This is a genomic window from Streptomyces sp. NPDC008163, assembly GCF_042956885.1.
Lineage (GTDB): Bacteria > Actinomycetota > Actinomycetes > Streptomycetales > Streptomycetaceae > Streptomyces > Streptomyces drozdowiczii_A.
Genome location: NZ_JBIBHG010000008.1, coordinates 344084 through 367882, shown reverse-complemented (window position 1 = coordinate 367882; position 23799 = coordinate 344084). Strand labels below are relative to the sequence as shown.

19 protein-coding genes are annotated in these 23799 nt (G+C 72.8%); 7 read left to right on the top strand and 12 right to left on the bottom strand.

Going from position 1 to position 23799, the window contains the following annotated elements:
* The 7 genes from ACFZAT_RS20340 to ACFZAT_RS20310 form a co-directional block, all read right to left on the bottom strand.
* On the bottom strand, positions 1-206 hold a 206-nt coding region (locus ACFZAT_RS20340; RefSeq protein WP_391265605.1), incomplete at its 3' end, for an adenosylhomocysteinase.
* A gap of 205 nt (positions 207-411) precedes the next feature.
* Positions 412-1512: a cation diffusion facilitator family transporter gene (locus ACFZAT_RS20335; protein ID WP_391265604.1), complete on the bottom strand. Its 1101-nt coding sequence runs from the start codon at positions 1510-1512 to the stop codon at positions 412-414.
* Positions 1513-1599: 87 nt separating this feature from the next.
* Positions 1600-2772 (bottom strand): mannose-6-phosphate isomerase, class I, encoded by a 1173-nt coding sequence (manA, locus tag ACFZAT_RS20330; protein WP_391265603.1) that lies wholly within the window; start codon positions 2770-2772, stop codon positions 1600-1602.
* Between the two features lie 67 nt (positions 2773-2839).
* Positions 2840-3976, bottom strand: coding sequence for an SIS domain-containing protein (locus ACFZAT_RS20325; protein ID WP_391265602.1), 1137 nt, complete (start codon positions 3974-3976; stop codon positions 2840-2842).
* A gap of 63 nt (positions 3977-4039) precedes the next feature.
* On the bottom strand, positions 4040-4222 hold the full coding sequence (locus ACFZAT_RS20320) for a Trm112 family protein (protein ID WP_018103989.1): 183 nt from the start codon (positions 4220-4222) through the stop codon (positions 4040-4042).
* Positions 4223-4506: 284 nt separating this feature from the next.
* Complete coding sequence (locus ACFZAT_RS20315) at positions 4507-5871, bottom strand: phosphomannomutase/phosphoglucomutase (RefSeq protein WP_391265601.1); 1365 nt, start codon at positions 5869-5871, stop codon at positions 4507-4509.
* Between the two features lie 60 nt (positions 5872-5931).
* A complete protein-coding gene (locus ACFZAT_RS20310; RefSeq protein WP_143620648.1) occupies positions 5932-6309 on the bottom strand; it encodes a DUF3499 domain-containing protein in 378 nt (125 codons plus the stop codon).
* 379 nt (positions 6310-6688) lie between these two features.
* On the opposite strand from ACFZAT_RS20310, the gene ACFZAT_RS20305 reads away from it, so the two are divergent.
* Positions 6689-7048, top strand: coding sequence for a metallopeptidase family protein (locus ACFZAT_RS20305; protein ID WP_391265600.1), 360 nt, complete (start codon positions 6689-6691; stop codon positions 7046-7048).
* A gap of 22 nt (positions 7049-7070) precedes the next feature.
* Here the strand turns inward: ACFZAT_RS20305 and ACFZAT_RS20300 are convergent, their stop codons facing one another.
* From ACFZAT_RS20300 to ACFZAT_RS20290, 3 genes are all read right to left on the bottom strand, one after another.
* Complete coding sequence (locus ACFZAT_RS20300) at positions 7071-8600, bottom strand: DUF5719 family protein (protein ID WP_391265599.1); 1530 nt, start codon at positions 8598-8600, stop codon at positions 7071-7073.
* Positions 8597-12418 (bottom strand): glycosyltransferase, encoded by a 3822-nt coding sequence (locus tag ACFZAT_RS20295; RefSeq protein ID WP_391265598.1) that lies wholly within the window; start codon positions 12416-12418, stop codon positions 8597-8599. Before ACFZAT_RS20295 ends, ACFZAT_RS20300 begins: the two co-directional genes overlap by 4 nt.
* Before the next feature lie 397 nt (positions 12419-12815).
* The gene (locus ACFZAT_RS20290) at positions 12816-13079 is read right to left on the bottom strand and encodes a WhiB family transcriptional regulator (protein ID WP_018103995.1); all 264 of its coding nucleotides are present in this window, start codon (positions 13077-13079) and stop codon (positions 12816-12818) included.
* A 711-nt stretch (positions 13080-13790) separates the two neighbouring features.
* Here ACFZAT_RS20290 and ACFZAT_RS20285 point away from each other — a divergent pair.
* The 3 genes from ACFZAT_RS20285 to ACFZAT_RS20275 are packed head-to-tail and all read left to right on the top strand — an operon-like array spanning position 13791 to position 16630.
* Entirely contained in the window at positions 13791-14321 is a 531-nt protein-coding gene (locus ACFZAT_RS20285; RefSeq protein WP_391265597.1) for a cupin domain-containing protein, read from the top strand.
* A 45-nt stretch (positions 14322-14366) separates the two neighbouring features.
* Positions 14367-15323, top strand: coding sequence for a 2-phospho-L-lactate transferase (gene cofD / locus ACFZAT_RS20280; RefSeq protein ID WP_391265596.1), 957 nt, complete (start codon positions 14367-14369; stop codon positions 15321-15323).
* Positions 15320-16630 carry a coenzyme F420-0:L-glutamate ligase gene (locus ACFZAT_RS20275; protein ID WP_391265595.1) on the top strand — a complete coding sequence of 437 codons (1311 nt, stop codon included), beginning with the start codon at positions 15320-15322 and terminating at the stop codon, positions 16628-16630. Before cofD ends, ACFZAT_RS20275 begins: the two co-directional genes overlap by 4 nt.
* Before the next feature lie 220 nt (positions 16631-16850).
* Here ACFZAT_RS20275 and ACFZAT_RS20270 read toward each other — a convergent pair whose 3' ends face one another.
* Together ACFZAT_RS20270 and ACFZAT_RS20265 are read right to left on the bottom strand one after the other, a co-directional pair.
* Complete coding sequence (locus ACFZAT_RS20270) at positions 16851-17834, bottom strand: DNA-3-methyladenine glycosylase family protein (RefSeq protein ID WP_391265594.1); 984 nt, start codon at positions 17832-17834, stop codon at positions 16851-16853.
* A 91-nt stretch (positions 17835-17925) separates the two neighbouring features.
* Positions 17926-19017 (bottom strand): NDP-sugar synthase, encoded by a 1092-nt coding sequence (locus tag ACFZAT_RS20265; protein ID WP_073864804.1) that lies wholly within the window; start codon positions 19015-19017, stop codon positions 17926-17928.
* 243 nt (positions 19018-19260) lie between these two features.
* Between ACFZAT_RS20265 and ACFZAT_RS20260 the strand changes: the two genes are divergently transcribed.
* The 3 genes from ACFZAT_RS20260 to ACFZAT_RS20250 all read left to right on the top strand — a co-directional run bounded on the left by ACFZAT_RS20260 (position 19261) and on the right by ACFZAT_RS20250 (position 23575).
* Complete coding sequence (locus ACFZAT_RS20260; protein ID WP_391265593.1) at positions 19261-20010, top strand: TIGR03089 family protein; 750 nt, start codon at positions 19261-19263, stop codon at positions 20008-20010.
* Between the two features lie 183 nt (positions 20011-20193).
* Positions 20194-21606 carry an LCP family protein gene (locus tag ACFZAT_RS20255; RefSeq protein WP_391265592.1) on the top strand — a complete coding sequence of 471 codons (1413 nt, stop codon included), beginning with the start codon at positions 20194-20196 and terminating at the stop codon, positions 21604-21606.
* A gap of 256 nt (positions 21607-21862) precedes the next feature.
* Positions 21863-23575 carry an LCP family protein gene (locus tag ACFZAT_RS20250; RefSeq protein WP_391265590.1) on the top strand — a complete coding sequence of 571 codons (1713 nt, stop codon included), beginning with the start codon at positions 21863-21865 and terminating at the stop codon, positions 23573-23575.
* The last annotated feature ends 224 nt before the right edge of the window (positions 23576-23799 follow it).

Here is a 23799-nt window from a genome sequence, read left to right as displayed (position 1 = left end):
AGCGGCTGCGCTGCGGCGTACTCCTTGCGGATCGACATCAGACCGGGCATCTCATGCTCGGCCAAAGTGATCTCCTTCCGCCCGAAAGCGGCAAGAGAGAGGTCGGCGACCTTGAAGTCCTGTCGATTGGCGACCGTTGTCATAACGGGCTGCTCCTCGTTGTGGAGTCGAGGGTGGGTAGGGCGGCTCTGCGGCGGCGGACACACGAATGCCCGGGCGCTCGCAGCGCAGTCCGTCGGAGGCCCTCTCTCCCTCGGCCGGTCCGGCGTACGGACCGATCGACCGCCATCAGCAGCGACGTCTGACACTGCCGTCGAATCTACACCGAACGGCGCAGCCGCTCCCAGTCCACCGGGGCGGGTCCGGGGCGGGAGCGGCTGTGTCGGGTGCGCGATGGCGGATCCGGTGCGGTCAGTGGCCGGATTCCGTCGGGTCGGTGTCCTCCGCGCCCGCCGGGGTGTCGGCCGTCCCGGAGGCCGGCTCGGCGGCTCCCGGTTCGGGGGCTTCGGGGCCCGGAGTCTCCGCGCCGGGGGCTTCCGCGCCGGGGGCGGTGTGGGTGCCGCCGGGGGCCTTGGCAGGGTTGACGCCGGCCGCTGCGGCCGCCGCGTTGTAGATGTCCGGCTCCAGGTAGATCACCCGGGCGATCGGGACGGCGGCGCGGATGCGGGACTCGGCGGCGTTGATGGCGTTGGCGACCTCGTCGGCGGTGTCGTCGTGCTGGACCGCGATCTTGGCGGCGACCAGCAGCTCTTCCGGGCCGAGGTGGAGCGTACGCATGTGGATGATTCCGGTGACGGTGTCGCCGTCGACCACCGCGGCCTTGATCTTCTCGACCTGGTCGGCACCGGCCGCCTCGCCGAGCAGCAGTGACTTGGTCTCGGCGGCCAGCACGAGCGCGATGGTGATCAGCAGGATGCCGATGCACAGGGTGCCGATGCCGTCCCACACGCCGTTGCCCGTACCGAGGGCCAGGCCGACGCCGCCGAGGGCGAGGACCAGACCGATCAGCGCGCCGAAGTCCTCGAGGAGCACCACGGGCAGTTCGGGGGCCTTCGCGCGGCGGATGAAGTCCGTCCAGCTGAGCGAGCCGCGCGTTTCGTTGGACTCCTTGATCGCCGTACGGAAGGAGAAGCCCTCGGCGATGATCGCGAAGACCAGGACGCCGACCGGCCAGTACCAGGCCTCCAGCTCGTGGGGGTGGCGGATCTTCTCGTAGCCCTCGTACACGGCGAACATGCCGCCGACGGAGAACAGGACGATGGAGACGAGGAAGGCGTAGATGTAGCGCTCACGGCCGTAGCCGAAGGGGTGTTGCGGGGTGGCCTCGCGCTGGGCCCGCTTGCCGCCGAGGAGCAGCAGCCCCTGGTTGCCGGAGTCGGCGAGCGAGTGGACGCTCTCCGCGAGCATCGACGAGGAGCCGCTGAACAGGAACGCCACGAATTTGGCCACTGCGATCGCGAGGTTGGCGCCGAGTGCCGCCACGATCGCCTTGGTTCCGCCTGACGCACTCATGGGTTCCTGGTGTCCCTTCTTCGGTCTGCGGCTCCGACGGCCGCGGTGTGGCGGCACATTGTTGCAGCCGTCGTCACGGACGGTGCGTCAGGCCACCACTGTCGCACGGAACAGCGTGCCCGCTCCGGACGCGTGTACCCGCTCTCCCGCCGGTACGAAGACCGATTCGCCGGGTGCGAGGGCGAGGTCGCCGGTGTTCGGGGCGCCCGCCGTGCACAGCAGGATCTGCGGGGTGGGCGCGGTCAGGTCGGCGGGGGCGGCACCGGGTGAGAGATCGAAGCGGGAGAGGCGGAACTCGTCCACCGGCGTCTCGTACAGCTCCTCGCCCGAGGGGGACGCCTCCGGGCGCAGGATGCCCGGGTCGGTCGCCTCGAAGCGGACGATGCGCAGGAGTTCGGGGACGTCGATGTGCTTGGGCGTCAGGCCGCAGCGCAGCACGTTGTCCGAGTTGGCCATGATCTCGACGCCGAGGCCGTCGAGGTACGCGTGCGGGACGCCTGCACCGAGGAACAGCGCCTCGCCGGGCTGGAGCCGTACGTAGTTGAGCAGCATGGCCGCGATGACACCGGCGTCGCCGGGGAAGTGGTGGGCGATGCGGGCGTACGGGGCGTAGGCGCCGCCGATCCGTTCGGCGGCGGCCGCGGCGGCGGTCACCGTTTCGGCCATCTCGTCCGGGTCCGCGGTGAGGATCGCCGTCAGCACCTCGCGCAGCGCGGCCTCCTCGGGCTGGGCGCGCAGCAGGTCCGCGTACGGCTTGAGGGAGTCGACGCCCAGGCCCTCCATCGCCTCGGCCGCCTCCAGGGGCCGGCGGAATCCGCACAGGCCGTCGAAGGGGGTGAGCGCGCAGATCAGCTCGGGCTTGTGGTTGGCGTCCTTGTACGTGCGGTGGGGGGCGTCGATCGGGACGGACCGGCGCTCCTCGTCCGCGTAACCGGCCCTGGCCTGGTCCAGGTTCGGGTGGACCTGGAGGGAGAGGGGGGCGCCCGCGGCGAGCAGCTTGAGGAGGAAGGGCAGGCGGGGGCCGAACTTCTCGACGGCCGCCGTGCCGAGTTCACCGGCGGGGTCCGCGTCGATGACGTCGGTGAGGGACTGCTCGGCGGCGCCGGTTTCGGTGCGGGTGATCCGGGAAGGGGCGCCCGGGTGGGCGCCCATCCACATCTCCGCCTGCGGCTCGCCGGTGGGGGCGATGCCCAGCAGGGCGGGGATCGCGGTGGTCGAGCCCCAGGCATACGGGCGCACGGTGTTGGAGAGCCGGTCCATGGATCAGTCCTTGTGTGGCGGTGTGCGGTGCGGTGTCGCCGCGCAGTATTGACGTGGTAGGGGGTGTTCAGGCACCGGCCGACGAGGCGAGCGACAGATAGACCGCGGCGAAGTCGGTGACGGCGAGCAGCTCCGCGAGGGATTCGAGAGTGCTGCCCTCCTCCGGTTCCAGCTCGCTGATCGCGGTGTCGTGGCCGAGGGCCAGTTCGCGGGCGGCCGGGGCGGCGCTGAGGCCGCCGGTCGGGCGGTCGCGCAGCAGCACCACCCGGGCGTGCAGGGGCTCCGACTCCTCGACGCGGTCGCGGAAGAAGTCGTCCGGGTCCGCGCCGGCGGCGAACGCGCCCGCCAGCAGGCCGCCGTGCGCCGGAAGCGCCTCCGGGAGTGCGGCGGCGAGGGCCGGGCGGCCCGAGAGCTCCGACAGGACCGCGGCGAACCTGCGCCCGACGGGGCCGGCCGCCTCACCCTCGGTCCAGATCAGCGGAAGGGTGTCCGCGAGTTCGGCGGCGAGGGTCTTGGCCGGGTTGCTGTACGTGGCGATGGCCGGGCCGCAGCGCTCCGCCGTGCGGTCGAGGCGGTCCGCGACGCTCTGCAGCGCGTCGGCGGGGGCGGTGACCAGGCCGACGCGGTCGAGCAGGGCGAGGAGCGGGGTGAGCAGGGCCCAGAGGGTGCCGGGACCCGCGGCCGACGTCTCGGCGTCGTACTCGCCGTGCGGGGCGGAGGCCATGGGCACGACGAGGCCGTGCACGCCGTGGACGGCCTCCCGCAGCGGGGAGCGCAGCGGGGCGACGGCCACGACCGTGCAGCCCCGGCGGTACGCCTGCTCCGCGAGGAGGGCGAGGCCCGGTTCGGAGCCGTCCGCCGTGGCGATGAGCAGCAGGTCCACGGAGCCGGCCCAGCCGGGCAGGGTCCAGCGGAGTGCGCCGGGGGCGGGGGCGACGCCGGTCGGGCGGATGCGGGTGACCGGGGCGGAGGCGCCGGCGAGGGCGGCGATCAGGTCCGCGACGCCGGTCGCGGCGGTGCCGGGGCCCGCGACGAGGACGGCGCGCGGGCGGCCCTCCGCCTTCAGCTCGGTGATCCCGGCCTCCGTCGCGTGCCGGGCGGCGGTACGGACCCGGGCCCCGGCCTCGGCGGCGCCGCGCAGCAGGTCGCGGCGGTCGGCTCGGGCCAAGGCGTCGGGGGCGTCGAGCAACGACTCGTCGAGCATGGGGCGGTCCTCCGGTGCGGGTGCGGGGCGGCCGCTTCGGGCCGCTTTCGCCGGTTGAGCCGGTTACGCCGGGCGTCGGGCCTCGTCGACGAGGAGTACGGGGATGCCGTCCCGGACGGGGTAGGCGAGGCCGCAGTCGGTGCCGGTGCAGATGAGTTCCGGGGTGTCGGCTGCCGTCTGGTCGTCCAGGGGGGCGTGGCAGGCGGGGCAGGCCAGGATCTCCAGGAGGCCGGCTTCGAGCGGCATGGGGTTTCCCTTCGGGCGGTCTGTTGTCGGGGGCCCTTTGGGGGGCGGGGTCAGCCTACCGCTGGGGTGGGGTGGGGTGCGTGTCGTGGGGGCGGGGGGGCGGGTGCGGGTGCGTTGCGCCTGCGGCGGGCCTGTTCCCCTACCCGCCCCTTCCCGAAACCGGGGCTCCGCCCCGGACCCCGCTCCTCAAGCGCCGGAGGGGCTGGGATTCCCGGAGGGGCGGGATTCCCGGAGGGGCCGGGATCCCCGGAGGGGCTGGATGGTGTGGAGCCGGTGGGTGGGCTCTAGGTGCGGATCAGGGTCAGGACCCCGTCCCGTACGCGCCTCATCGTCTCCTCGTCCTTCGCCTCCACGTTCAGGCGCAGCAGCGGTTCCGTGTTGGACGGGCGGAGGTTGAACCACCAGGTGGGGGTCGTCACCGTGAGGCCGTCCAGGGTGTCCGTGGTGGCGTTCTCCTCGTGGGTGAAGGCCGCGGCCACCTTGTCCGTGCTGGCCTTCTGGTCGGTCACCGTGGAGTTGATCTCCCCCGACGCGGCGTAGCGGTCGTACTGGGCGACCAGGGCCGAGAGGGGGCCCGGCTGGCCGCCCAGGGCGGCGAGTACGTGGAGGGCGGCGAGCATGCCCGTATCTGCGTTCCAGAAGTCGCGGAAGTAGTAGTGGGCCGAGTGCTCACCACCGAAGATCGCGCCATGGGCGGCCATCTCGGCCTTGATGAAGGAGTGTCCGACCCGCGTGCGGACGGGGGTGCCGCCGTGTTCGCGTACGACCTCGGGGACGGAGTGGGAGGTGATCAGGTTGTGGATGATCGTGCCCCGGCCGCCGTTGCGGGCCAGTTCGCGGGCGGCGACCAGGGCGGTGATCGCCGACGGGGAGACGCCTTCGCCCCGTTCGTCCACCACGAAGCAGCGGTCCGCGTCGCCGTCGAAGGCGAGGCCCAGGTCGGCGCCCTCGGCCACCACGCGGGCCTGGAGGTCCGTGATGTTCTTCGGGTCCAGCGGGTTGGCCTCGTGGTTCGGGAACGTGCCGTCCAGCTTGAAGTACATCGGGACGAGGTCCACGGGCAGCCCCGCGAAGACGGTGGGGACGGTGTGGCCGCCCATGCCGTTGCCCGCGTCCACGACGACCTTGAGGGGGCGGATCTCCGTCAGGTCCACCAGAGAGAGCAGATGGGCGGCGTAGTCCGTGAGGGTGTCGCGTCCGGTGACCGTCCCCGGGGTCGCGACCGGCGCGGGGGCGCCCTTCTCGGACCACTCCTCCGCCAGTGCGCGGATCTCGGCCAGGCCCGTGTCCTGGCCGACCGGTGCCGCGCCCGCCCGGCACATCTTGATGCCGTTGTACTGCGCGGGGTTGTGCGAGGCGGTGAACATCGCGCCGGGCAGGTCCAGCGCCCCGGACGCGTAGTACAGCTGGTCCGTGGAGCAGAGGCCGATCAGCGTGACGTCGGCGCCGCGCCCGGCCGCGCCCCGGGCGAACGCCCCGGACAGGGCCGGGGAGGTGGGGCGCATGTCGTGGCCGATCACGATCGCGTCCGCACCGGTCACCTCGACGAAGGCGGCCCCGAGGAGTCCGGCCAGCTCCTCGTCCCACTGGTCGGGCACGACTCCGCGCACGTCGTACGCCTTCACGAGCTGCGACAGGTCTGCGGTCACGGGCCGGTCCTCCAGGGGGTTGCTTCGGACCGCCCAACGTACCCGGCGGCCGTCGGTCCCTCAGGAGTCGGGTGAGCGCAGGACGCGGAGGTGACCCCTGCGGGCGACCTCCATCGGGTCGGCGGTCCGGCGGCCGCCTCCCTGGGCGCCGTCGCCGCGCTCCTGCGGACGGGCGGCTTCCCGTACGGCGTTGGCCAGGGCTTCCAGATCGTCGCCACTGGGGCGGCTGGGCGCGGAGGGGTCGGAGAGCCGGACGACCTCCCACCCCCGTGGCGCGGTCAGCCGCTCGCTGTGCTCGGCACAGAGGTCGTAGCAGTGGGGCTCGGCGTAGGTGGCGAGCGGGCCGAGGACCGCAGTCGAGTCGGCATAGACGTACGTCAGTGTCGCGACGGCAGGGCGGCCGCACGCGGTGCGCGAACAGCGACGTACAGGGCTCACGATGTTGGACGGTACCGCACTCTTGAGCGGGCTGCGACGACTCTCCCCCGGCTCACCCCTCCGTGTCGCCCTGTGACGTCCGGCACACGCACCCCCCGGGCAACTCCCCTGACCTGCGCGGGAGGAGAGGGCGAGGGCTCCGGCGGCGACGATTCCGGTCACCGTTGTGCCGCGAACCTTTCACAAGGCGTCGGCCCGGCGGTCGCGAGCGGGGCCGGAAACGGGCTCCGGTGTGGCCGGATCGCTCAAGAGCGGACAGGGCGGTGTGGGCCCGGTGGGGCGGGCCTTCGGGGGTTAGGCTGCGTCGGTGATGGACAGTTCCGTACCGCCCAGCCCGTCCGAGCCGCGTCCGCGGCGCCGGGACCGACACGGCCGCGGTATGCGCGGACCCGTCGCCCCGCCGCAGGTGCCGCTGTCCGCGAGCCGCGCGGACAACTTCCGCGATCTCGTCCAGGACTCGGTGGAGCGGCTGGAGCGGCGCTGGCCGCAGCTGGCGGAGGTCGACTTCGTCGTCCTGGAGGTGCCGGAGACGGCGGAGGAGACCGTTCCGCTGGGCGACGCGCTCTCCGCCGAGAAGGGCCGGCCCGCCCGCATCACCGTCTACCGGCGCCCCGTCGAGCTGCGCACCAAGAACCGGGACGAGCGCGCCCTGCTCGTCCACGAGATCGTGGTCGAGCAGGTCGCGGAGCTGCTGGGGCTGGCGCCCGAGTCGGTCGATCCCCGTTACGGGCAGGAGTAGCGGCCCTCCCGGGCCGCCCCGCTCAGTCGTCGAGGACCGACAGGTCCTGCCGGGCCGCCGGGACCTCCACGGTGCCCCGGTCGTCCGGCAGCGTCTGCACCGTGAACATCTGGATGCCGTTCACCGTCTCGGTGAGCGTGCGCGCGGCGTGCACCGGACCGCCCGACTGCGTCTCGACCGTCAGGGCGTAGGTGCCCTTGAGGCCCGTCGGCACGGGCGGGGTGACGGCCGTGGTCGTGCCCGCCGCGATCCTGTACGTCTTGCTGACCGGCGTACCGCCGCCGCTGCCGGCCGACGCCGTGACCTTGACGGTCGCGGCCGCGCCGGGGGCGGTGAGGGAGAGGACCGAGCCCTTGGACCGGTTGTCGGCGACGGTGGCGCGGGCGCCCACCGGGCCGGTCGCCGGGATGAAGGCGACCTCCTGCTTGGCGCCCTTGCCCCGGACCACGCGCAGGGCGGCGACGACCGGGGTGGCCTTGCCCTTCTCGGAGGGCACCAGCATCAGCGAACCCGCCTCGCCGCGAGTGATGTCCTTGAGGTCCATCCCGGCGGTCATGTGCGACTTGACGTGCAGTTCCTCGTGTCCGGCCGGGGTGACGGCACCGGTCTTGCCGAGCAGCTTCAGACCGAGGTCGGCGTCGTCGTCCCCGGGGGCGAAGGCCACCAGGCGTACCGAGGTCGCGTCGGCCGGGATGCCGGGCAGCACGACCGTGCCGGCCGGTTCGGCGGAGGCGGTGAGCCAGTCGCTGCCGGTCGTGTCGTCCGCCGCCCTGACGGCCGCGCCGACCCTCCCCGTTCGGGTGGTGACGTGGACGGTGACGTCGTCGGCGGCCTTGCTCGTGAGCGTCGAGATCAGGACCCGGACGCCGGAGCCCGCCGGGACCGTGATGCCCTCGCCGACATCGGACTTGAGGGAGCCGTCCGGGCCGTACAACTCGATGTCGGCGACGGCGGCGGTGTCGTCCGGGTTGGTGAGGTGGACGTAGTCCTCGCGGGACTTGGCGGTGCTCGCCGCGGGGAACCAGAAGTCGGTGTCGGGCACGGTGCAGCCGATGCCGAGCAGGCCGCGGCCGTCGCCCGCCTCGATGGTGGTGGTCTGCTGGGCGGTCCAGCCGGGGGCGAACCGGCCGGTCGCGGTGCCGATGAGGGCGGGCGAGTCCGCGCCGGACGCCTCGCCGGTGGCGGGCTTGCCGGGCTCCTTGAGGGAGACCACCGGCTTGTCCTTCTTCTCCTCGCCCTTCTTGTCCTTGCCGTCGGACTTCCTGTCGGTCTTCGTCTCGCCGTCCTTCGCGGAGGACAGCAGCTCGGCGGTGCCGGCCGTGGTGGAGCCGCCGCTCGTGCCGGACGGCGTGAAGGCCGTGTACGCGGTCTCCGAGAGGTCGGAGAGGCCGGGTGCCGGGCAGAGCAGGCTGGTCCGTTCGACGGGCAGCCGTGCGGCCGTCCTCGCTCCGGCGGTGCTGCCGCCGGAGGGCTCGTTGAGCGCGGCGAACCCGGTGACGGCGGCCAGGGCGACCGCTCCGGCGATGAGGGACAGGGCGCTGGTGGACTTCACTCGGACTCGCCTCGCGATGCGTTACCGGTCGGCCACGGGTTCTGGCCCGGGGCGGGGTTCTCGGGGTTCTGCGGGTCGTACGGGTGCTGCTCGCCGTACTGCCCGGCCTCGGGGCCGTACCCATTCGGGTCATAGGACTGCGGGTCGTACGCGGGCGGCTCGTAGGGGGCCGCGTACTGGCCGTCCTGGTACTGGCCGTCTTGGTACTGGCCCTCCTGGTACTGCGGATAGCCGTACGGGTCGTAGCCACCGGTGTCCGGCTGCTGCTGCCCCTCGGTGTACTGCGGGTCCTGGTACTGACCGCCGTCCTGGTACGGAGAGCCGTCCTGGTACTGCGCATAGGCCGGGTCCTGGTACTGGCCCTGCCCATTGTCCCAGTCGCCGTACTGCTGCTGCGGTACGAAGACGCTGTCGTCGTCCTCCGTGTCCGCCGGTTCGGTTTCGGCGCTCTGCTGGGCGGGAACGTACGCGGGCTGCTCGCCGGTCCCGTCCAGGTCCGGGACGGCCTGCGCCTCCTGCGGCTCGGGGGCGCCCTCGGCGGCCTCGCTCTCGGCCAGGGCGGCGGCGCGCAGCCTGCGGGCGCGGCGGCCCTCGCCGGCGACCGGTTCGGCGGCGACCGCCTCGGCCTCCTCCGGCAGGTCGTCGTCGATCTCGCGGCGGCGTCCGGGCAGGGCCATGACCACGAGGACCACGGCGAGCGCGATCTGCGCCCAGATCCACACGGTGTGGGTGAAGGGCTCCTCGTACGTGAGGTCCAGGGTGCCGCCCTCGGCGGGCAGTTCGAAGCCCTGGGCCCAGCCGTCGACGGTCTTGGCGGTCAGCGCGCGGCCGTTGAGCGTGGCCTGCCAGCCGGGGTCGGCCGCGTCGGCGATCCGCAGCACCCGGCCGTCGCCGCCCGCCGGGATCTTGGTGTGCGCCTCGACCGGCTGGGAGCCCACGGGGAGCGGCTCGTCACCGGCGGCGGACGGGACGATCATGATCCGGGCGACCTGCCGGTCCACCCGCCACAGGGCGCTGCCGTCGAGCTGGCTGAGCCGGCTCAGGCCCGGGGTGGCGTCGAGCACCCGGCTCATCTGCTTGGGCGCTCCGTCGCGCACGAGGACGTAGCGGATGGCGAAGCCGCTGAGCTGGCTGCCCTGGTCGGCGCCGGAGCCGGCGACCAGGTTGGCGACGACCTTGTCGAGGTGGCTGTTGCCGCCCTGGGCTCCGGCCAGTTCGGCGTCGCCGAGGCGGGCGCCCGAGCCGCGGACGAGGGTGTAGTCGACGGAGGCGGACGAGGTGCCGCCCAGGACCAGGGTGCGCGGCTGGTCGCGGGTGCCGCTCTCCTCCGCGACGAACGCGGGCACCTGGACCGGGTCGCGGCGTTCCAGCGGGCCCGCCGCGCCGCCGATCATCCAGACGGCGGCGGCCAGCACGGGGGCCACGCCCGCCGCGAGGGCGATCAGGGCGGCGACCGGCTGGCGCCAGCCGAAGCTGAGTTCGGCGACGCGGATACGGGCGCCGTCCGCGCCGACGAGCGCGGCGGCGATGAGGGCGGCGCCGTAGACCAGCGTCGCGGGTCCCGCCCAGCCGGAGCCGTTGGCGAGCCCGGCGAACGCGAGGGAGACCAGGGCGGCCGCCCAGGCGGTCCGGACGGCGAACTGGCGCTCCCCGCGCAGCAGGGCGGCCAGCGCCGCGAGCACGATGCCGAGGAGCAGGACGCCGCCCGCCGCCTTGGGCCCGCCGGGGCTGATGCCGAGGAGGTCCAGCGCGGAGGCGGAGCCCGTACCGGTCTCCAGACCGGCTTCCTTCAGGAACGCGGACGGGCTGCCCAGCAGTGAGAGCGACCAGGGCGCGAGGACCAGGAGCGGGGTGCCGACCGCGGCGAGGAAGCGGAGCGCGTACGCGGTGATGTCGCCGCGCCGCAGCACCAGGACACCGAGGCCGAGGACCACGGCGAGCGGCCACACGATCGGCGTGAACGCCATGGCGAGGGTGAGGAGCAGGGTGTACGCCCAGGTGGCGCGCCAGCTGCCGCGGGCGCCGCCGTCTCCGCGCATGCCGTGCGCGGAGACGGCGGTGCGCGCGATGAGCGGCAGCAGGACGGCCAGCACGGCGGTGCCGAGGCGGCCGGTCGCCAGGGCACCGGTCGCCGCGGGCAGGAAGGCGTACGCGATGCTCGCCCAGGCCCGCAGCAGCCGCGAGGGCAGCAGCGGACGGGTGACGAAGTACGCGGTGAGTCCGGCGAGCGGGACCGAGCAGACGAGCAGCAGGGTGAGGGCGAAGCCGGTGGAGCCGAGGAACAGTGCGGACAGGGCCGCGATGACGGCGAGGTAGGGCGGGGCGGTCTGGGTGCCGCCGGTGCCGACGGTGTGCCAGCCGTCCGCGTAACGCGCCCACAGGTCGGAGACGTCGCCGGGGGCGGGCAGCAGGGCGCCGCCGGCCAGTGCGCCGCCGCCGATGAGGTCGCGGCAGGCGACGAGGGAGACCAGGAGGAGCAGGGCGAAGAGGACCGGTCCGGGCTTGCGGCCGACCTTCTTCAGGCGGGCGAACTGGTCGATCTCCAGGTAGTCGGCGTCGTCGCCGCCCGGTCCGGACTCGACGGCGCCGTGCCGGGAGCCGCCGGAGTCGGCGTCGGAGCCGCCGCCGAAGTTTCCGGCGACCTGTTCGACGGTGGCGCGGACGGTGGCGCCGGGTGCGGGGAAGAGGCCGCGCAGTTCGGCGGCGTCGACGGCGCCCTTTCCGCGGGCGCGGCGGGCGGCCAGGACGCGGCCGGGGCGCAGCAGGGTGCTCAGGAGGCCGGTGACCTCGTCGAGGGCCTGGCCCGGGACCTTGCCGACGAGGTAGGCGAGGGTGCGCAGCAGGGTGCCGAGGACGAGTCGGAGCATCACCCAGGGCAGCTTCTTGCCGGGGGCGTTGACGAGCATCGTGTAGACGGCGCCCGCCTTGTCCACGCGGTGCGGGCTGGCGACGTTGCGGCCGGCGCAGTCGATGGGGCGGCGTTCCCGCGCGGACGCCTCGGCGTGCCGCAGGACGGCGTCGGGGGCGACGAGGACCCGGTGGCCGGCCGTGTGGGCGCGCCAGCACAGGTCGACGTCGTCGCGCATGAGCGGGAGCCTGCGGTCGAAACCGCCCAGCTCCTCCCAGACGTCGCGCCGGATGAGCATGCCGGCGGTGGAGACGGAGAGGACGGTGCGGACCTGGTCGTGCTGGCCCTGGTCCTGCTCGCGGCGGTCGAGGCCGGTCCAGCGGCGGCCGCTGTTGGCGATGGAGACGCCGACTTCGAGGAGCTGGCGGCGGTCGTACCAGCCGCGCAGCTTGGGGCCGACGATCGCGGCGTGCCGGTCGTTGTCCACGACGCGCAGCATCTCGGCGAGGGCGTCGGGCGCGGGCGCGCAGTCGTCGTGGAGCAGCCAGAGCCACTGCACCGGCTCGCCGTGCGGCAGCTCGGGCATCTCGTAGGCCTCGTCGCGCCAGGTCCGGGTGACCGGGTCCCAGCCGCTGGGCCGCTTCAGGTAGGGGAGGTCGTCCGGGGTGAGGACGCCGGCCGTGCGGCTCGCCTCGTCGACGGCGGTGCCGAAGCTCGTACGCCGCGCCAGGTGCAGGACGCGGTCGGCGCCGAGGGCCTCGGTGACCAGGCGCGCGGAGTCGTCGGCGCTGCCGGTGTCGGCGGCGATGACGTTCTGTACGGGACGTTCCTGGCCGAGCAGTCCGGCGAGCGCGTCGGGCAGCCAGCGTGCGCCGTCGTGGGAGACGAGCACGGCGGTGACGACATGCCGGGGGAACTCGGGGGCGGCGGCGGCCGCGTACGGCGCCGTTGATTGGCTGTGCACGGACATCGAGGTACGGGCCCTCCGGCCGGGTCCGGGGGACGTCCCCCCGGGGGCTGCATCGGTGTACACGCGCGCTCTGTCGGGTCGTTGGCGCGTCTCGGACGGGGCCCCACACTAACGGTAGGGATAACCGGGGTGATGCGGAGCGGTTGGACGAGGGCGCGACGGGGTAGCGGCCGGCACCGATTCCGGGTGGGCCCCACGCCCCGCGAGCCCAGCATGATCCACACGAAAGGCCCGAGGCCCTGTCGTCAAATTGCCGCCGTTCGCCCGGCAGACGGGAATTTGACGACAGGGCCTGGCATGGCGTTGGTGCTTCGCGGGTACGGCGACGGCCCGCCGCCTGCGGGTGCAGGCGGCGGGCCGTCGGGTTCGTGCGTGGTGGGCCGGGCCGGTCGGCCCGTCAGACCGCCGCCTTCTTCAGGCGCCGGCGCTCGCGCTCGGAGAGGCCGCCCCAGATGCCGAAGCGCTCGTCCTTCGAGAGGGCGTACTCCAGGCACTCGGACCGGACCTCACAGGCGAGACAGACCTTCTTCGCCTCGCGGGTCGATCCGCCCTTCTCGGGGAAGAAGGACTCGGGGTCGGTCTGGGCGCACAGCGCGCGCTCCTGCCAGCCGAGCTCTTCGTCCGCGTCCTCGACCAGCAGTTGCTGGAACAGCTCGGTCATGTGCGCCCCTCGTCTGTCTCTTGCGTCCCGTGATGCGGCCGTTACCGAATCGGCCGAACGACACGGGTGAAATTACAAGCGTGTAGCTCTGGCTGGTCAAGCCCGGATCTGCTATTGGCCTCGGTATTCACCCTGCGGCACCAACCGTAAGCGTTAAGTGTTCAAATCACCAAAAACCTGACATATGCCATGGGCTCTACCGCATCCGCACTCGCCATGGAGACAAACTGTCGCGAGCTCGGACACGTTGCGATTCGATCACCGAAGCGACCAAGATCACATTCGGGTCACGGTGCCGCGCTCACGTTTGGCAACACGGTTGTTGCGCCACCTGTCCCCGACACGGGCAGCTAAAACCTTTCTCCGGACGGAGTAACCGGAAGAGGTGAAACATTGCCGCCAAACCGGGCATTGGGTTGACACCGGACGGCTCTCCGGTTCTCCTTGGTGGCATGCCAGTGACCTCAGCGATGCACGCGACCCGCGCCCGTGGGTCCCGCAGCGCTGTCCAGGCTCGCTGTCGCTGTTCCAGCTGTCTCAGCTGTTGATGCCGCCGACGCCGTCGTAGCCCTCCCGCTCCGGCCCGGCACCGCTCGTCCCGTCTCCTCCCCCGCGCGGCCCCTCCGGCTTTCCGGCCATCGCCGCTCCCGGACCTCGCGACGAGCTTCCGCACCGCACGCCGCACTCGCACCCCGCCGAGGAACACGCTCCATGAACAGCAGCGACAGCGACCTCCAGATCGCCGGCGACCTCCTGGAGGTCCAGCATCTTCTTCGCCCCGCCCCCGAACACCCCTCCACCGTGGCGGAGTTCGTCGGCCTCGCCCGTACCATCGCCGCCGACCGCGACCGTTGGGCACCGCTCGTCCGGTACGACACCACCACCCGCTGGTACCACCGCCTGCGCTCCGTTCCCCGAGGTCCCGGCTCCGCTCGACCGGGGGAGACCCCACTCGGCTACGAGGTCTGGCTCCTGAGCTGGGTCCCCGGGCAGGGCAGCGGGCTGCACGACCACGGGCCGTCCTCCGGCGTTCTCACCGTCCTCGACGGCGAACTGACCGAACGTACGGAGCGGGGGAAGCGGACGCTGGGCGCGGGCGCGCAGCGGGTCTTCGCCCCCGGCTACGTCCACGAGGTCGTCAACGACTCCCTGGAACCGGCCGTCAGCCTGCACGTGTACTACCCGGGCCTCACCGACATGCCGATGCACGCCACGCAGTGCGCCGCGGCGGCGACTGCCTGAACGGCCCCCCGCCACACCGCGAGCTTCGCCTGACAGACTGTTTGCATGCGCATTGTGGTTCTGGCCGGCGGTATCGGTGGTGCTCGGTTCCTGCGGGGTCTCAAGGAGGCCGCGCCCGACGCGGACATCACGGTCATCGGCAACACCGGTGACGACATCCATCTGTTCGGGCTCAAGGTCTGTCCCGACCTCGACACCGTGATGTACACCCTCGGCGGTGGCATCAACGAGGAGCAGGGCTGGGGCCGCACCGACGAGACGTTCCGTGTCAAGGAGGAGCTCGCCGCGTACGGCGTGGGCCCCGAGTGGTTCGGGCTCGGCGACCGCGACTTCGCGACACACATCGTCCGTACGCAGATGCTCGGCGCGGGCTATCCGCTCAGCGCCGTCACGGAGGCGCTCTGCGCCCGCTGGAAGCCGGGCGTCCGACTGCTGCCCATGTCCGACGACCGCGTCGAGACGCACGTGGCGATCGAGGAGGACGGCGAGAGCCGGGCGGTGCACTTCCAGGAGTACTGGGTGAAGCTGCGGGCCGCCGTGCCGGCCCGGGCGATCGTGCCCGTCGGCGCGGAGCAGGCGAAGCCGGCGCCCGGTGTGCTGGAGGCGATCGCCGGGGCCGACGTCATCCTCTTCCCGCCGTCCAACCCGGTCGTCTCCGTCGGCACGATCCTCGCCGTGCCCGGCATCCGCGAGGCCATCGCCGAGGCGGGGGTGCCGGTCGTCGGCCTCTCCCCCATCGTCGGTGACGCGCCGGTGCGCGGGATGGCCGACAAGGTCCTCGCGGCGGTGGGCGTCGAGTCCACCGCCGCCGCCGTCGCCGAGCACTACGGGTCCGGGCTGCTCGACGGCTGGCTCGTGGACTCCGTGGACGCGGGCGCGGTCGAGCGGGTGGAGTCGGCGGGCATCCGCTGCCGGGCCGTGCCGCTGATGATGACCGATGTCGCCGCCACCGCCGAGATGGCGCGGCAGGCGCTGGCCCTCGCCGGGGAGGTCCGCGCGTGAGCGCCGCCGACGCGCCCTCCTACCGGGTGTGGGCCCTGACCGGGATGCCCGAGGTGCGGCCCGGGGACGACCTCGCGAAACTGATCGCGGCCACCGGGCCGGGGCTCGTGGACGGCGACGTCCTCCTCGTCACCTCGAAGATCGTCTCCAAGGCGGAGGGCCGGATCGTCGAGGCCACCGACCGGGAGGCGGCCATAGACGCCGAGACGGTACGGGTGGTGGCGCGCCGCGGCCCGCTGCGGATCGTGGAGAACCGGCAGGGCCTGGTCATGGCCGCCGCCGGTGTCGACGCCTCGAACACCCCTGCCGGGACGGTCCTGCTGCTCCCCGAGGACCCCGACGGTTCGGCCCGGGCGATCCGGGAAGGGCTGCGGGCGGCGCTCGGCGTCGAGGTCGGCGTCCTCGTCACGGACACCTTCGGCCGGCCTTGGCGCAACGGGCTGACCGACGTCGCCATCGGTGCGGCGGGGGTGCGGGTGCTGGACGACCTCCGGGGCGGGCAGGACGCGTACGGCAATCCGCTGAACGCGACCGTGGTCGCCACCGCCGACGAGCTGGCCGCCGCGGGCGACCTGGTCAAGGGCAAGGCTGACGGGCTGCCCGTCGCGGTCGTGCGGGGGCTCGGACATGTCGTGGACGCGGCGGACGAGCAGGGGGCCCGTGCGATGGTGCGGGTCGCGGCCGACGACATGTTCCGGCTGGGGACCTCGGAGGCGGTCCGGGAGGCGGTGACGCAGCGGCGTACGGTGCGCGAGTTCACCGACGAGCCGGTGGATCCGGGGGCGGTACGGCGTGCGGTCGCCGCCGCCGTGACCGCGCCGGCGCCGCACCACACGACTCCGTGGCGCTTCGTCCTGCTGGAGTCCCCGGAGTCGCGGACCCGGCTGCTCGACGCGATGCGGGACGCGTGGATCGCGGACCTGCGGCGCGACGGCAAGAGCGAGGAGTCGATCGCCAAGCGGGTGCGGCGGGGCGAGGTGCTGCGCCGGGCGCCGTACCTGGTGGTGCCGTGCATGGTGATGGACGGTTCGCACACGTACGGGGACGAGCGGCGGGACGGCGCGGAGCGCGAGATGTTCGTGGTCGCGGCGGGTGCGGGGATCCAGAACTTCCTGGTGGCGCTGGCCGGGGAGCGGTTGGGGTCGGCGTGGGTGTCCTCGACGATGTTCTGCCGGGATGTGGTGCGGGAGGTCTTGGCGCTGCCGTCGTCCTGGGACCCGTTGGGGGCGGTTGCGGTGGGGCACGCGGTGGCGGCCCCCGGGCCGCGGGTGGGGCGGGCCGCGGAGGACTTCGTCGTGGTGCGGTAGGCGCCTCCGGCGCCGTGTTCCGGGGTCCTGGCTCCGTGTGGCCTGAACGCCCGACGCGCCGTTCGGGGCGCTGCCCCGCACTCCGGTCCTCAATCGCCGGACGGGCTTGTTCTTGCTGCTCCTCGTAACCCTGCGGGCTTGATTGTGGCCCGGGCCTCGTCCTCGATCGCCGGACGGGCTTGAGTGCACCGCCGGGCGGGCAGGACCGGGCTCGGGGGTTCTACAGCCGTGCGATGTCCCTCGGCTGGAAGCGCGGGGCTCTCCTTGGCGGCGTCGCGCCCGAGAGCAGGATCAGGCGGGTCGCTCGGTGGCGTTGGCCCTCGTACGGGGTCAGGAGGGTCAGCATCTCCTCGTCGTCCGCGTGGCGGTTGCCCGCCAGGGCGTGGCCGACGATGCCGGGGAGGTGGAAGTCGCCGACCGTGACCGCGTCCGGGGCTCCATTGGAGCGTTGCAGGGTTTCCGCCGCCGTCCAGGGGCCGATGCCCGGGATGGCCTGGAGGCGGGTCAGCGCGTCGGGGAGGTCCATGGCGGCCGCCTCCTCCATGCGGCGGGCCACCCGGACCGTGCGCAGGATCGTCGCCGAGCGCTTGCTGTCGACGCCCGCGCGGTGCCAGTCCCAGGACGGGATCAGCGACCAGGTGCGGGCGTCCGGCATGACGTAGAGGCCGAATTCCTGCGGGCCGGGCGCGGGCTCCCCGTACTGGCGGACCAGGAGGCGCCAGGCGCGGTACGCCTCGTCCGTCGTGACCTTCTGCTCCAGGACCGACGGGATCAGCGACTCCAGGACCAGGCCGGTGCGCAGCAGCCGCAGTCCGGGGCGGCGGTGCTGGGTCTGGGCGAGGAGGCGGTGGCGCGGGGTGAAGGCCGCCGGGTCGTCGCCCTCGCCGAGCAGCGTGGGCAGCTGGTCCAGCAGCCAGGGCGCGCCGGGCCCCCAGGCGGACGCCTCGATCCGGCCGTCGCGGGCGACGACATGGAGCGTGCCGGGGCCCTCGGGGGTGCGGCTGGACCGGCGCACGGAGCCGTCGGCGACCATCCGGAACGTGGGGTCGGCGGGGCCGCGGCGCAGCGGGCCGAGGACGAGGCGCAGGTCGAGCGGGCCCGGCGGGGTCCAGACACGGGTCTGCGCCGCCGGTACGGGCGTGGCCGCCGCCTGGTGCGGGACGGGCGCGCGCCGGGCGTTGCGGGGAGCGAATCGTCCTGCCACGGAAGAGGTCCTCGGTCGTCGGGGCTGCCTGTCGAGGGTACGGCGATTTCCGGCCACCCGGTCCGCGTACGGGCCGGAGCAGCCGGGTCGCTCACTCGTCCGAGGAGAACCGCACCGACGCGTCCGGGAGGCGCGCTCCGCACCAGACGCGTACGCCCTCGCGGAGCTCGTTGTCGGCGCCCACCTCCGCGCCGTCGCCGACGACCGCGCCGGCCAGCACCGTACGGCTGCCGATCCTGGCGCGCTCGCCGACCAGGGAGTCCGTGATCACCGCGCCGGGTTCGACGACCGCGCCCGCGAGCACGGTGGAGCCGTCGATCCGGGCGCCCGCGCCGATCACCGCGCCGTCGCCGATGACCGTACCGCCGGAGAGCTTGGCGTCGGAGGCGACCGAGGCGGTCGGCAGGACGAGGCGGTCGCCGCAGCGGCCCGGCACCGCCGGGGAGGGCGCGCGGCCGAGCACCAGGTCGGCGGAGCCTCTTATGAACGCCTGCGGGGTGCCGAGATCCAGCCAGTACGTGGAGTCGACCATGCCCTGGAGGTGGGCGCCGTCGGCGAGGAGTCCGGGGAAGGTCTCGCGCTCGACGGAGACGGGCCGGCCGGCCGGAATCGTGTCGATGACCGAGCGGCGGAAGATGTACGCGCCCGCGTTGATCTGGTCGGTGACGATCTCCTCGGGCGTCTGCGGCTTCTCCAGGAAGGCGGTGACGCGGCCGGTGTCGTCGGTCGGCACGAGGCCGAAGGCGCGCGGATCCTCGACCCGGGTCAGGTGGAGGGAGACATCGGCGCCGGAGTCCGCGTGCGAGGTGACCAGGGCCCTGATGTCGAGCCCGGTGAGGATGTCGCCGTTGAAGATGAGGACCGGTTCGTCCGGGCCCGAGGCGAGGCGGTGGGCGACGTTCCGGATGGCTCCGCCGGTGCCGAGCGGTTCGCGCTCGGTGACGTACTCGATGTGCAGGCCGAGTGAGGAGCCGTCGCCGAAGTACGGCTCGAAGACCTCGGCGAGGTACGAGGTGGCGAGGACGATGTGCTCGACCCCGGCGGCCCGGGCACGCGCCAGCTGATGCGTGAGGAAGGGGACGCCCGCCGCCGGAACCATGGGCTTGGGCGTGTGCACCGTGAGCGGGCGCAGCCGGGTTCCCTTGCCGCCGACCAGGAGGATCGCTTCTTTTGCCTCTGTCACAGCACTGTCTTCGCTTCCTGCTGGGGCCGGGCGTCGTGTGAAGCTGTCGTCCCATCCCGGATGCCCCGGGCCCAGCGGGGATGGGGCAACAGCTTCTTCGGCTGGCCAGTGTATGCAGACCGGATGGGGGCGCCCTCCGACGGCGGGGCCCGGCCGGTCCCCGGTTCCTTGTAGAGACGCGCTCCCGGGCATTCGGTTGCGCGGCCGGCGGGCCCGTGTGCGCGGCCGCGTACGCTTCCGCCCATGAACGCCAGCGACCGCACCCCTGCCGACCTGCTGCGTTCCGCGCTCGCCGCGGACCCGGCCCGCCCTCTGGTCACCTTCTACGACGACGCCACCGGGGAGCGCGTCGAGCTGTCGGTGGCCACCTTCGCCAACTGGGTGGCCAAGACCGCCAACCTGCTCCAGGGCGATCTGGCGGCCGAGCCCGGCGACCGGCTCGCGCTGCTGCTCCCCGCGCACTGGCAGTCCGCGGTCTGGCTGCTGGCCTGTGCCTCGGTCGGCGTGGTCGCCGAGGTGCAGGGCGACCCGGCCGCCGCCGACCTGGTCGTCTCCGGCCCGGACACGCTGGACGCGGCCCGGGCCTGCCGGGGCGAGCGGATCGCCCTGGCGCTGCGCCCGTTGGGCGGGCGGTTCCCGCAGACGCCCGAGGGCTTCGCGGACTACGCGGTGGAGGTGCCGGGGCAGGGCGACCGGTTCGCGCCGTTCGCCCCGGTGGACCCGGACGCGCCGGCGCTGACGGTGGGCGGGGGCTCCTTCACGGCGGCGGAGCTGGTGGCGCGGGGCCGGGCGGACGGGGCGGCGCTGGGGCTGGACGCCGGTTCACGGCTGCTGACGGGGCGTACGTACGACACCTGGGACGGGCTCGCCGCCGGGCTCTACGCGCCGCTGGCCACCGGGGGCTCCGTGGTCCTGTGCCGCCACCTCGACCAGCTCGGCGCGGAGGCGCTGGCGCAGCGGGTGGAGAGCGAGCGGGTCACGCTGACGGTATGACAAGCGGCACGAGCGGGGCACCCGTCCGGCCCATCGTGGGCCGAGTCCCCCGTGTCGGCGCTCGACTCCGGTACATGATCTGCCGTACAGACCAGCCGAGGCACAACCAAGCGTGAGGTTCAGCCGTCTACTTCTGCGACCGGCGGCCCAGCGCGCCGCCGAACGTGAAGGATGGACGCAGACGTGACCGATAGCGCCGGCACTCCGGGCGACCCCGACGACTCGGCCGCGGGCGAGGACCGGACACCCGACGCGCCCCCACCCGGCAAGGCGAGCGAGCCCGCCGCGGAGAGCGAGCCCGGCGCCGAGGCCACGCCCGCCGAGGAGAGCGAGCCCGGCGAGAAGGGCGAGCCCGGCGCGGCCGTCGCACCCGGCGGTGAGACCCGCAGCGGGTCCGGCAGCGGTCCCGGGCCCGCCCCGGGGAAATCGCCGGAGGGCTGGGCCGGGCGCTCGGGACTGGACATCACCGTCAAGCGCAAGCGCCACTGGCTGCGCTGGACCGCCCTCGGCGCCTCGTTCGTCGTGCTCGTCGGGGCGGGCGTCGGCTGGTGGCTGTACAAGAAGCTGGACGGCAACATCCGGACGGACACCTCGGCGGCGGCCGAGCTGAAGGCGTACGAGAAGGAGCGGCCGGTCTCCGTCGTGCACGACGCGGAGAACATCCTGCTGATCGGCTCGGACAGCCGGGCCGGCGACAACCGCAAGTACGGCCGCGACGACGGTGGCAGCCAGCGCTCGGACACGACGATCCTGCTGCACCTGGCGGCGAACCGGAAGAGCGCGACCGCGATGTCGATCCCGCGCGACCTGATGGTGAACATCCCGGCCTGCCACAAGGCCGACAAGACCGCCACCAGGGCGCAGTTCGCGCAGTTCAACTGGGCCTTCGAGATGGGCGGGACCGCCTGCACCATCCGGACCGTCGAGAAGATGACGGGCATCCGCATCGACCACCACATGGTCATCGACTTCAACGGCTTCAAGGACATGGTCAACGCGGTGCACGGGGTGGAGATCTGCCTCAAGGAGTCCGTCGACGACAAGGACGCCCACCTCAAGCTCGACGCGGGCCGCCACAAGCTCAACGGCGAGCAGGCGCTCGGCTACGTACGGGCCAGGAAGTCGCTCGGCAACGGGAGCGACACCGACCGCATGGACCGCCAGCAGCAGTTCCTGGGGGCGCTGGTCAACAAGGTGCAGAGCAACGGCGTCCTGCTCAACCCGACGCGCCTCTACCCGGTGCTCGACGCGGCCACCAAGGCGCTGACCACCGATCCGGGCCTGGACAGCCTGAAGGACCTCTACGACCTGGTGCGGGGCATGCGTGACGTCCCCACCGAGAAGGTGCAGTTCCTGACGGTGCCCCGGCAGCCGTACCACCTCGACAGGAACCGGGACGAACTGGTGCAGCCCGACGCGGACAAGCTGTTCAAGCAACTCCGCGACGACGAGCCGGTCGCCGTGGTGCCCGCCGGCAAGCTCAAGGGCGACGGCAAGAGCGATGACAAGAATCCGGACTCGGCCGACGCCTCGGGGCCGTCGCCCACACCCACGTATTCGGGGAACAATGCCGCGACCGACCTGTGCAAGCGGTAAAGCAATGGCCAAACAGACACCAACATTCCGCGCACAATGGGAAGAATGCCCGGTTGTAAGGGCCGTGGAATGTGTCACGCGCGTCGCTGGACGCCGAATGAGACGGATAGTGTGACGCGATCCGGTGCTCCCGGCCGTCCGGCCGCGCACTTCTGGAGAGAAAGACTGAGCGCCTTTTCGGGGGAGGCGCCTCGCGTGGCACCGACGGAGGACTCGAGCAACCGTGGATGCGCAAAGCCGTGGGCGGGCGGACAACATGGATGATCCCGCAGACCAGTGGGTTCTCAACCCGGACACCGGCGATTACGAACTGCGACTGAACCACTCCGGAGGGAACACCCCCCGGTCCTCGGCCCCTCCGGCCCAGCGCGGGCCGTCGAGCACCCCTCGTCGTGCCCCCGCCGGTGACTCCCCGCGGCGCGCCACCGAGGTGCCTCGCCAGGGCGGGCGCCGGTCGGCGAACGGCACGCGCGGACAGCAGCGCCCCGAATCCGGCGAGGCCGGCCCGGGCCGCCGTAAGCGCAAGGCCCCCAAGTCGCGCAAGAAGAAGGCGCTGCTGTGGACGGGCGGCGCGATGGCGTTCGTGCTCGTGGGCGTCTCGGCCGGCGGCTACTGGCTCTACCAGCGCCTCAACGGCAACATCAACACCGTGGACATCGGCGACAACGGGAACAAGGACGTCGTCACCGCCAACGCCCCGATCAACATATTGATCATCGGTACGGACAAGCGCACCGGCAAGGGCAACGAGGGCTACGGCGACAAGGGCAGCGTCGGCCACGCGGACACGAACATCCTGTTCCACGTCTCCGAGGACCGCACCAACGCCACCGCGATGAGCATCCCGCGCGACCTCATCACCGACATCCCGGACTGCAGCTACAAGCAGGAGGACGGCTCCGAGAAGACCATCCCGGGTCTGCAGCACGTCCGGTTCAACCGGAGCCTCGGCGAGTCCGGCCGCAACCCCGGCTGCACGATGAAGACGGTCACGGAGCTGACCGGGGTGAAGATCGACCACTTCATGATGGTCGACTTCAACGCGGTGAAGACCCTGTCCACGGCGGTCGGCGGCGTCAACATCTGCCTCGACCACGCCATCGACGACCCGAAGTCCCACCTCAAGCTGCCCGCCGGTCCGAACAAGGTCGAGGGCGAGGACGCGCTGGCGTTCGTACGGACGAGGCACGCCTACGCCAACGGGAGCGACCTCGACCGGATCAAGGGCCAGCAGCAGTTCATCGGGTCGATGATCAAGCAGGCCAAGTCGGACGACACGCTGACCAGCCCGACGAAGCTGTTCAAGGTGGCGGACGCGGCGACCAAGGCGCTGACCGTCGACAAGCCCATCGGCGACGTGAAGAAGCTCAGCACGCTCGCCAAGGAGATCACCAAGACGGACACGAAGAACATCACGTTCGTCACCATGCCGGTGATCGACAACCCCGACGAGCCCAGGCCCGTCACGGTCGTCCCGCACCCGACGCAGGCCGAGCAGCTGTTCTCGATGCTGCGCGACGACACCTCGCTCACCGAGGTGGCCGCGCAGAAGAAGAAGGCCAAGAGCAAGCAGGACGCGCTCCTCAAGGGAACCAAGGCGGCCGCGGCCGACGTCCGGGTCGATGTGTACAACGGTGGAGACGTCGCCGGTGGTGCTCAGCAGACGGTCACCTGGCTGCAGAACACCAAGGGCGTCCTGAAGTCCACCAACAAGGCCAACGCGCCCGAGAAGATCGCCAGGACGACGCTGGAGTACGCCCCGAACCAGGCGGACCAGGCCCGTGCCCTCGCGGAGATGATGGGGCTTCCCGGCTCCGCGATGAAGCCGGGCACCACCGACGCCGAGGGGCTTCAGGCGATGGTGCTGACGCTGGGCAAGGACTTCCAGGCGGCCGGTACGCCGATCACGGCGCCGAAGAAGATCGACATCGAGAAGTCCAGCGCCGCATCCGCGGGGTGCTCCAAGTGACACCGCGTCACCACACCGTACGAGTCTGAGCAGCAGGGGGGTCCTGGTGGGACGGAGCAGCACGCCCGAGGAGGGGACGCGGTCGCGGACGCACTCACGCCGGCGGGGCGGGGACGAGGGCGTCGGCGACCGGGACGGCGCGCGCCCCGGTCCTACCGGGACGGGCGAGGCCGCCGGCGGCCGCGCGGGCCACCGGCGCGGCAAGTCGCGTAAACGGGCTGCCA

Bases quoted from the DNA above. Each gene is read 5' to 3' on its own strand.
- ACFZAT_RS20260 (WP_391265593.1), top strand. From the start codon at position 19,261: ATGAACGCCAGCGACCGCACCCCTGCCGACCTGCTGCGTTCCGCGCTC.
- ACFZAT_RS20325 (WP_391265602.1), bottom strand. From the start codon at position 3,976: ATGCTCGACGAGTCGTTGCTCGACGCCCCCGACGCCTTGGCCCGAGCC.
- ACFZAT_RS20295 (WP_391265598.1), bottom strand. From the start codon at position 12,418: ATGTCCGTGCACAGCCAATCAACGGCGCCGTACGCGGCCGCCGCCGCC.
- manA (WP_391265603.1), bottom strand. From the start codon at position 2,772: ATGGACCGGCTCTCCAACACCGTGCGCCCGTATGCCTGGGGCTCGACC.
- ACFZAT_RS20305 (WP_391265600.1), top strand. From the start codon at position 6,689: ATGCGCGGACCCGTCGCCCCGCCGCAGGTGCCGCTGTCCGCGAGCCGC.
- ACFZAT_RS20250 (WP_391265590.1), top strand. From the start codon at position 21,863: ATGGATGATCCCGCAGACCAGTGGGTTCTCAACCCGGACACCGGCGAT.
- cofD (WP_391265596.1), top strand. From the start codon at position 14,367: ATGCGCATTGTGGTTCTGGCCGGCGGTATCGGTGGTGCTCGGTTCCTG.
- ACFZAT_RS20290 (WP_018103995.1), bottom strand. From the start codon at position 13,079: ATGACCGAGCTGTTCCAGCAACTGCTGGTCGAGGACGCGGACGAAGAG.
- ACFZAT_RS20285 (WP_391265597.1), top strand. From the start codon at position 13,791: ATGAACAGCAGCGACAGCGACCTCCAGATCGCCGGCGACCTCCTGGAG.
- ACFZAT_RS20335 (WP_391265604.1), bottom strand. From the start codon at position 1,512: ATGAGTGCGTCAGGCGGAACCAAGGCGATCGTGGCGGCACTCGGCGCC.
- ACFZAT_RS20320 (WP_018103989.1), bottom strand. From the start codon at position 4,222: ATGCCGCTCGAAGCCGGCCTCCTGGAGATCCTGGCCTGCCCCGCCTGC.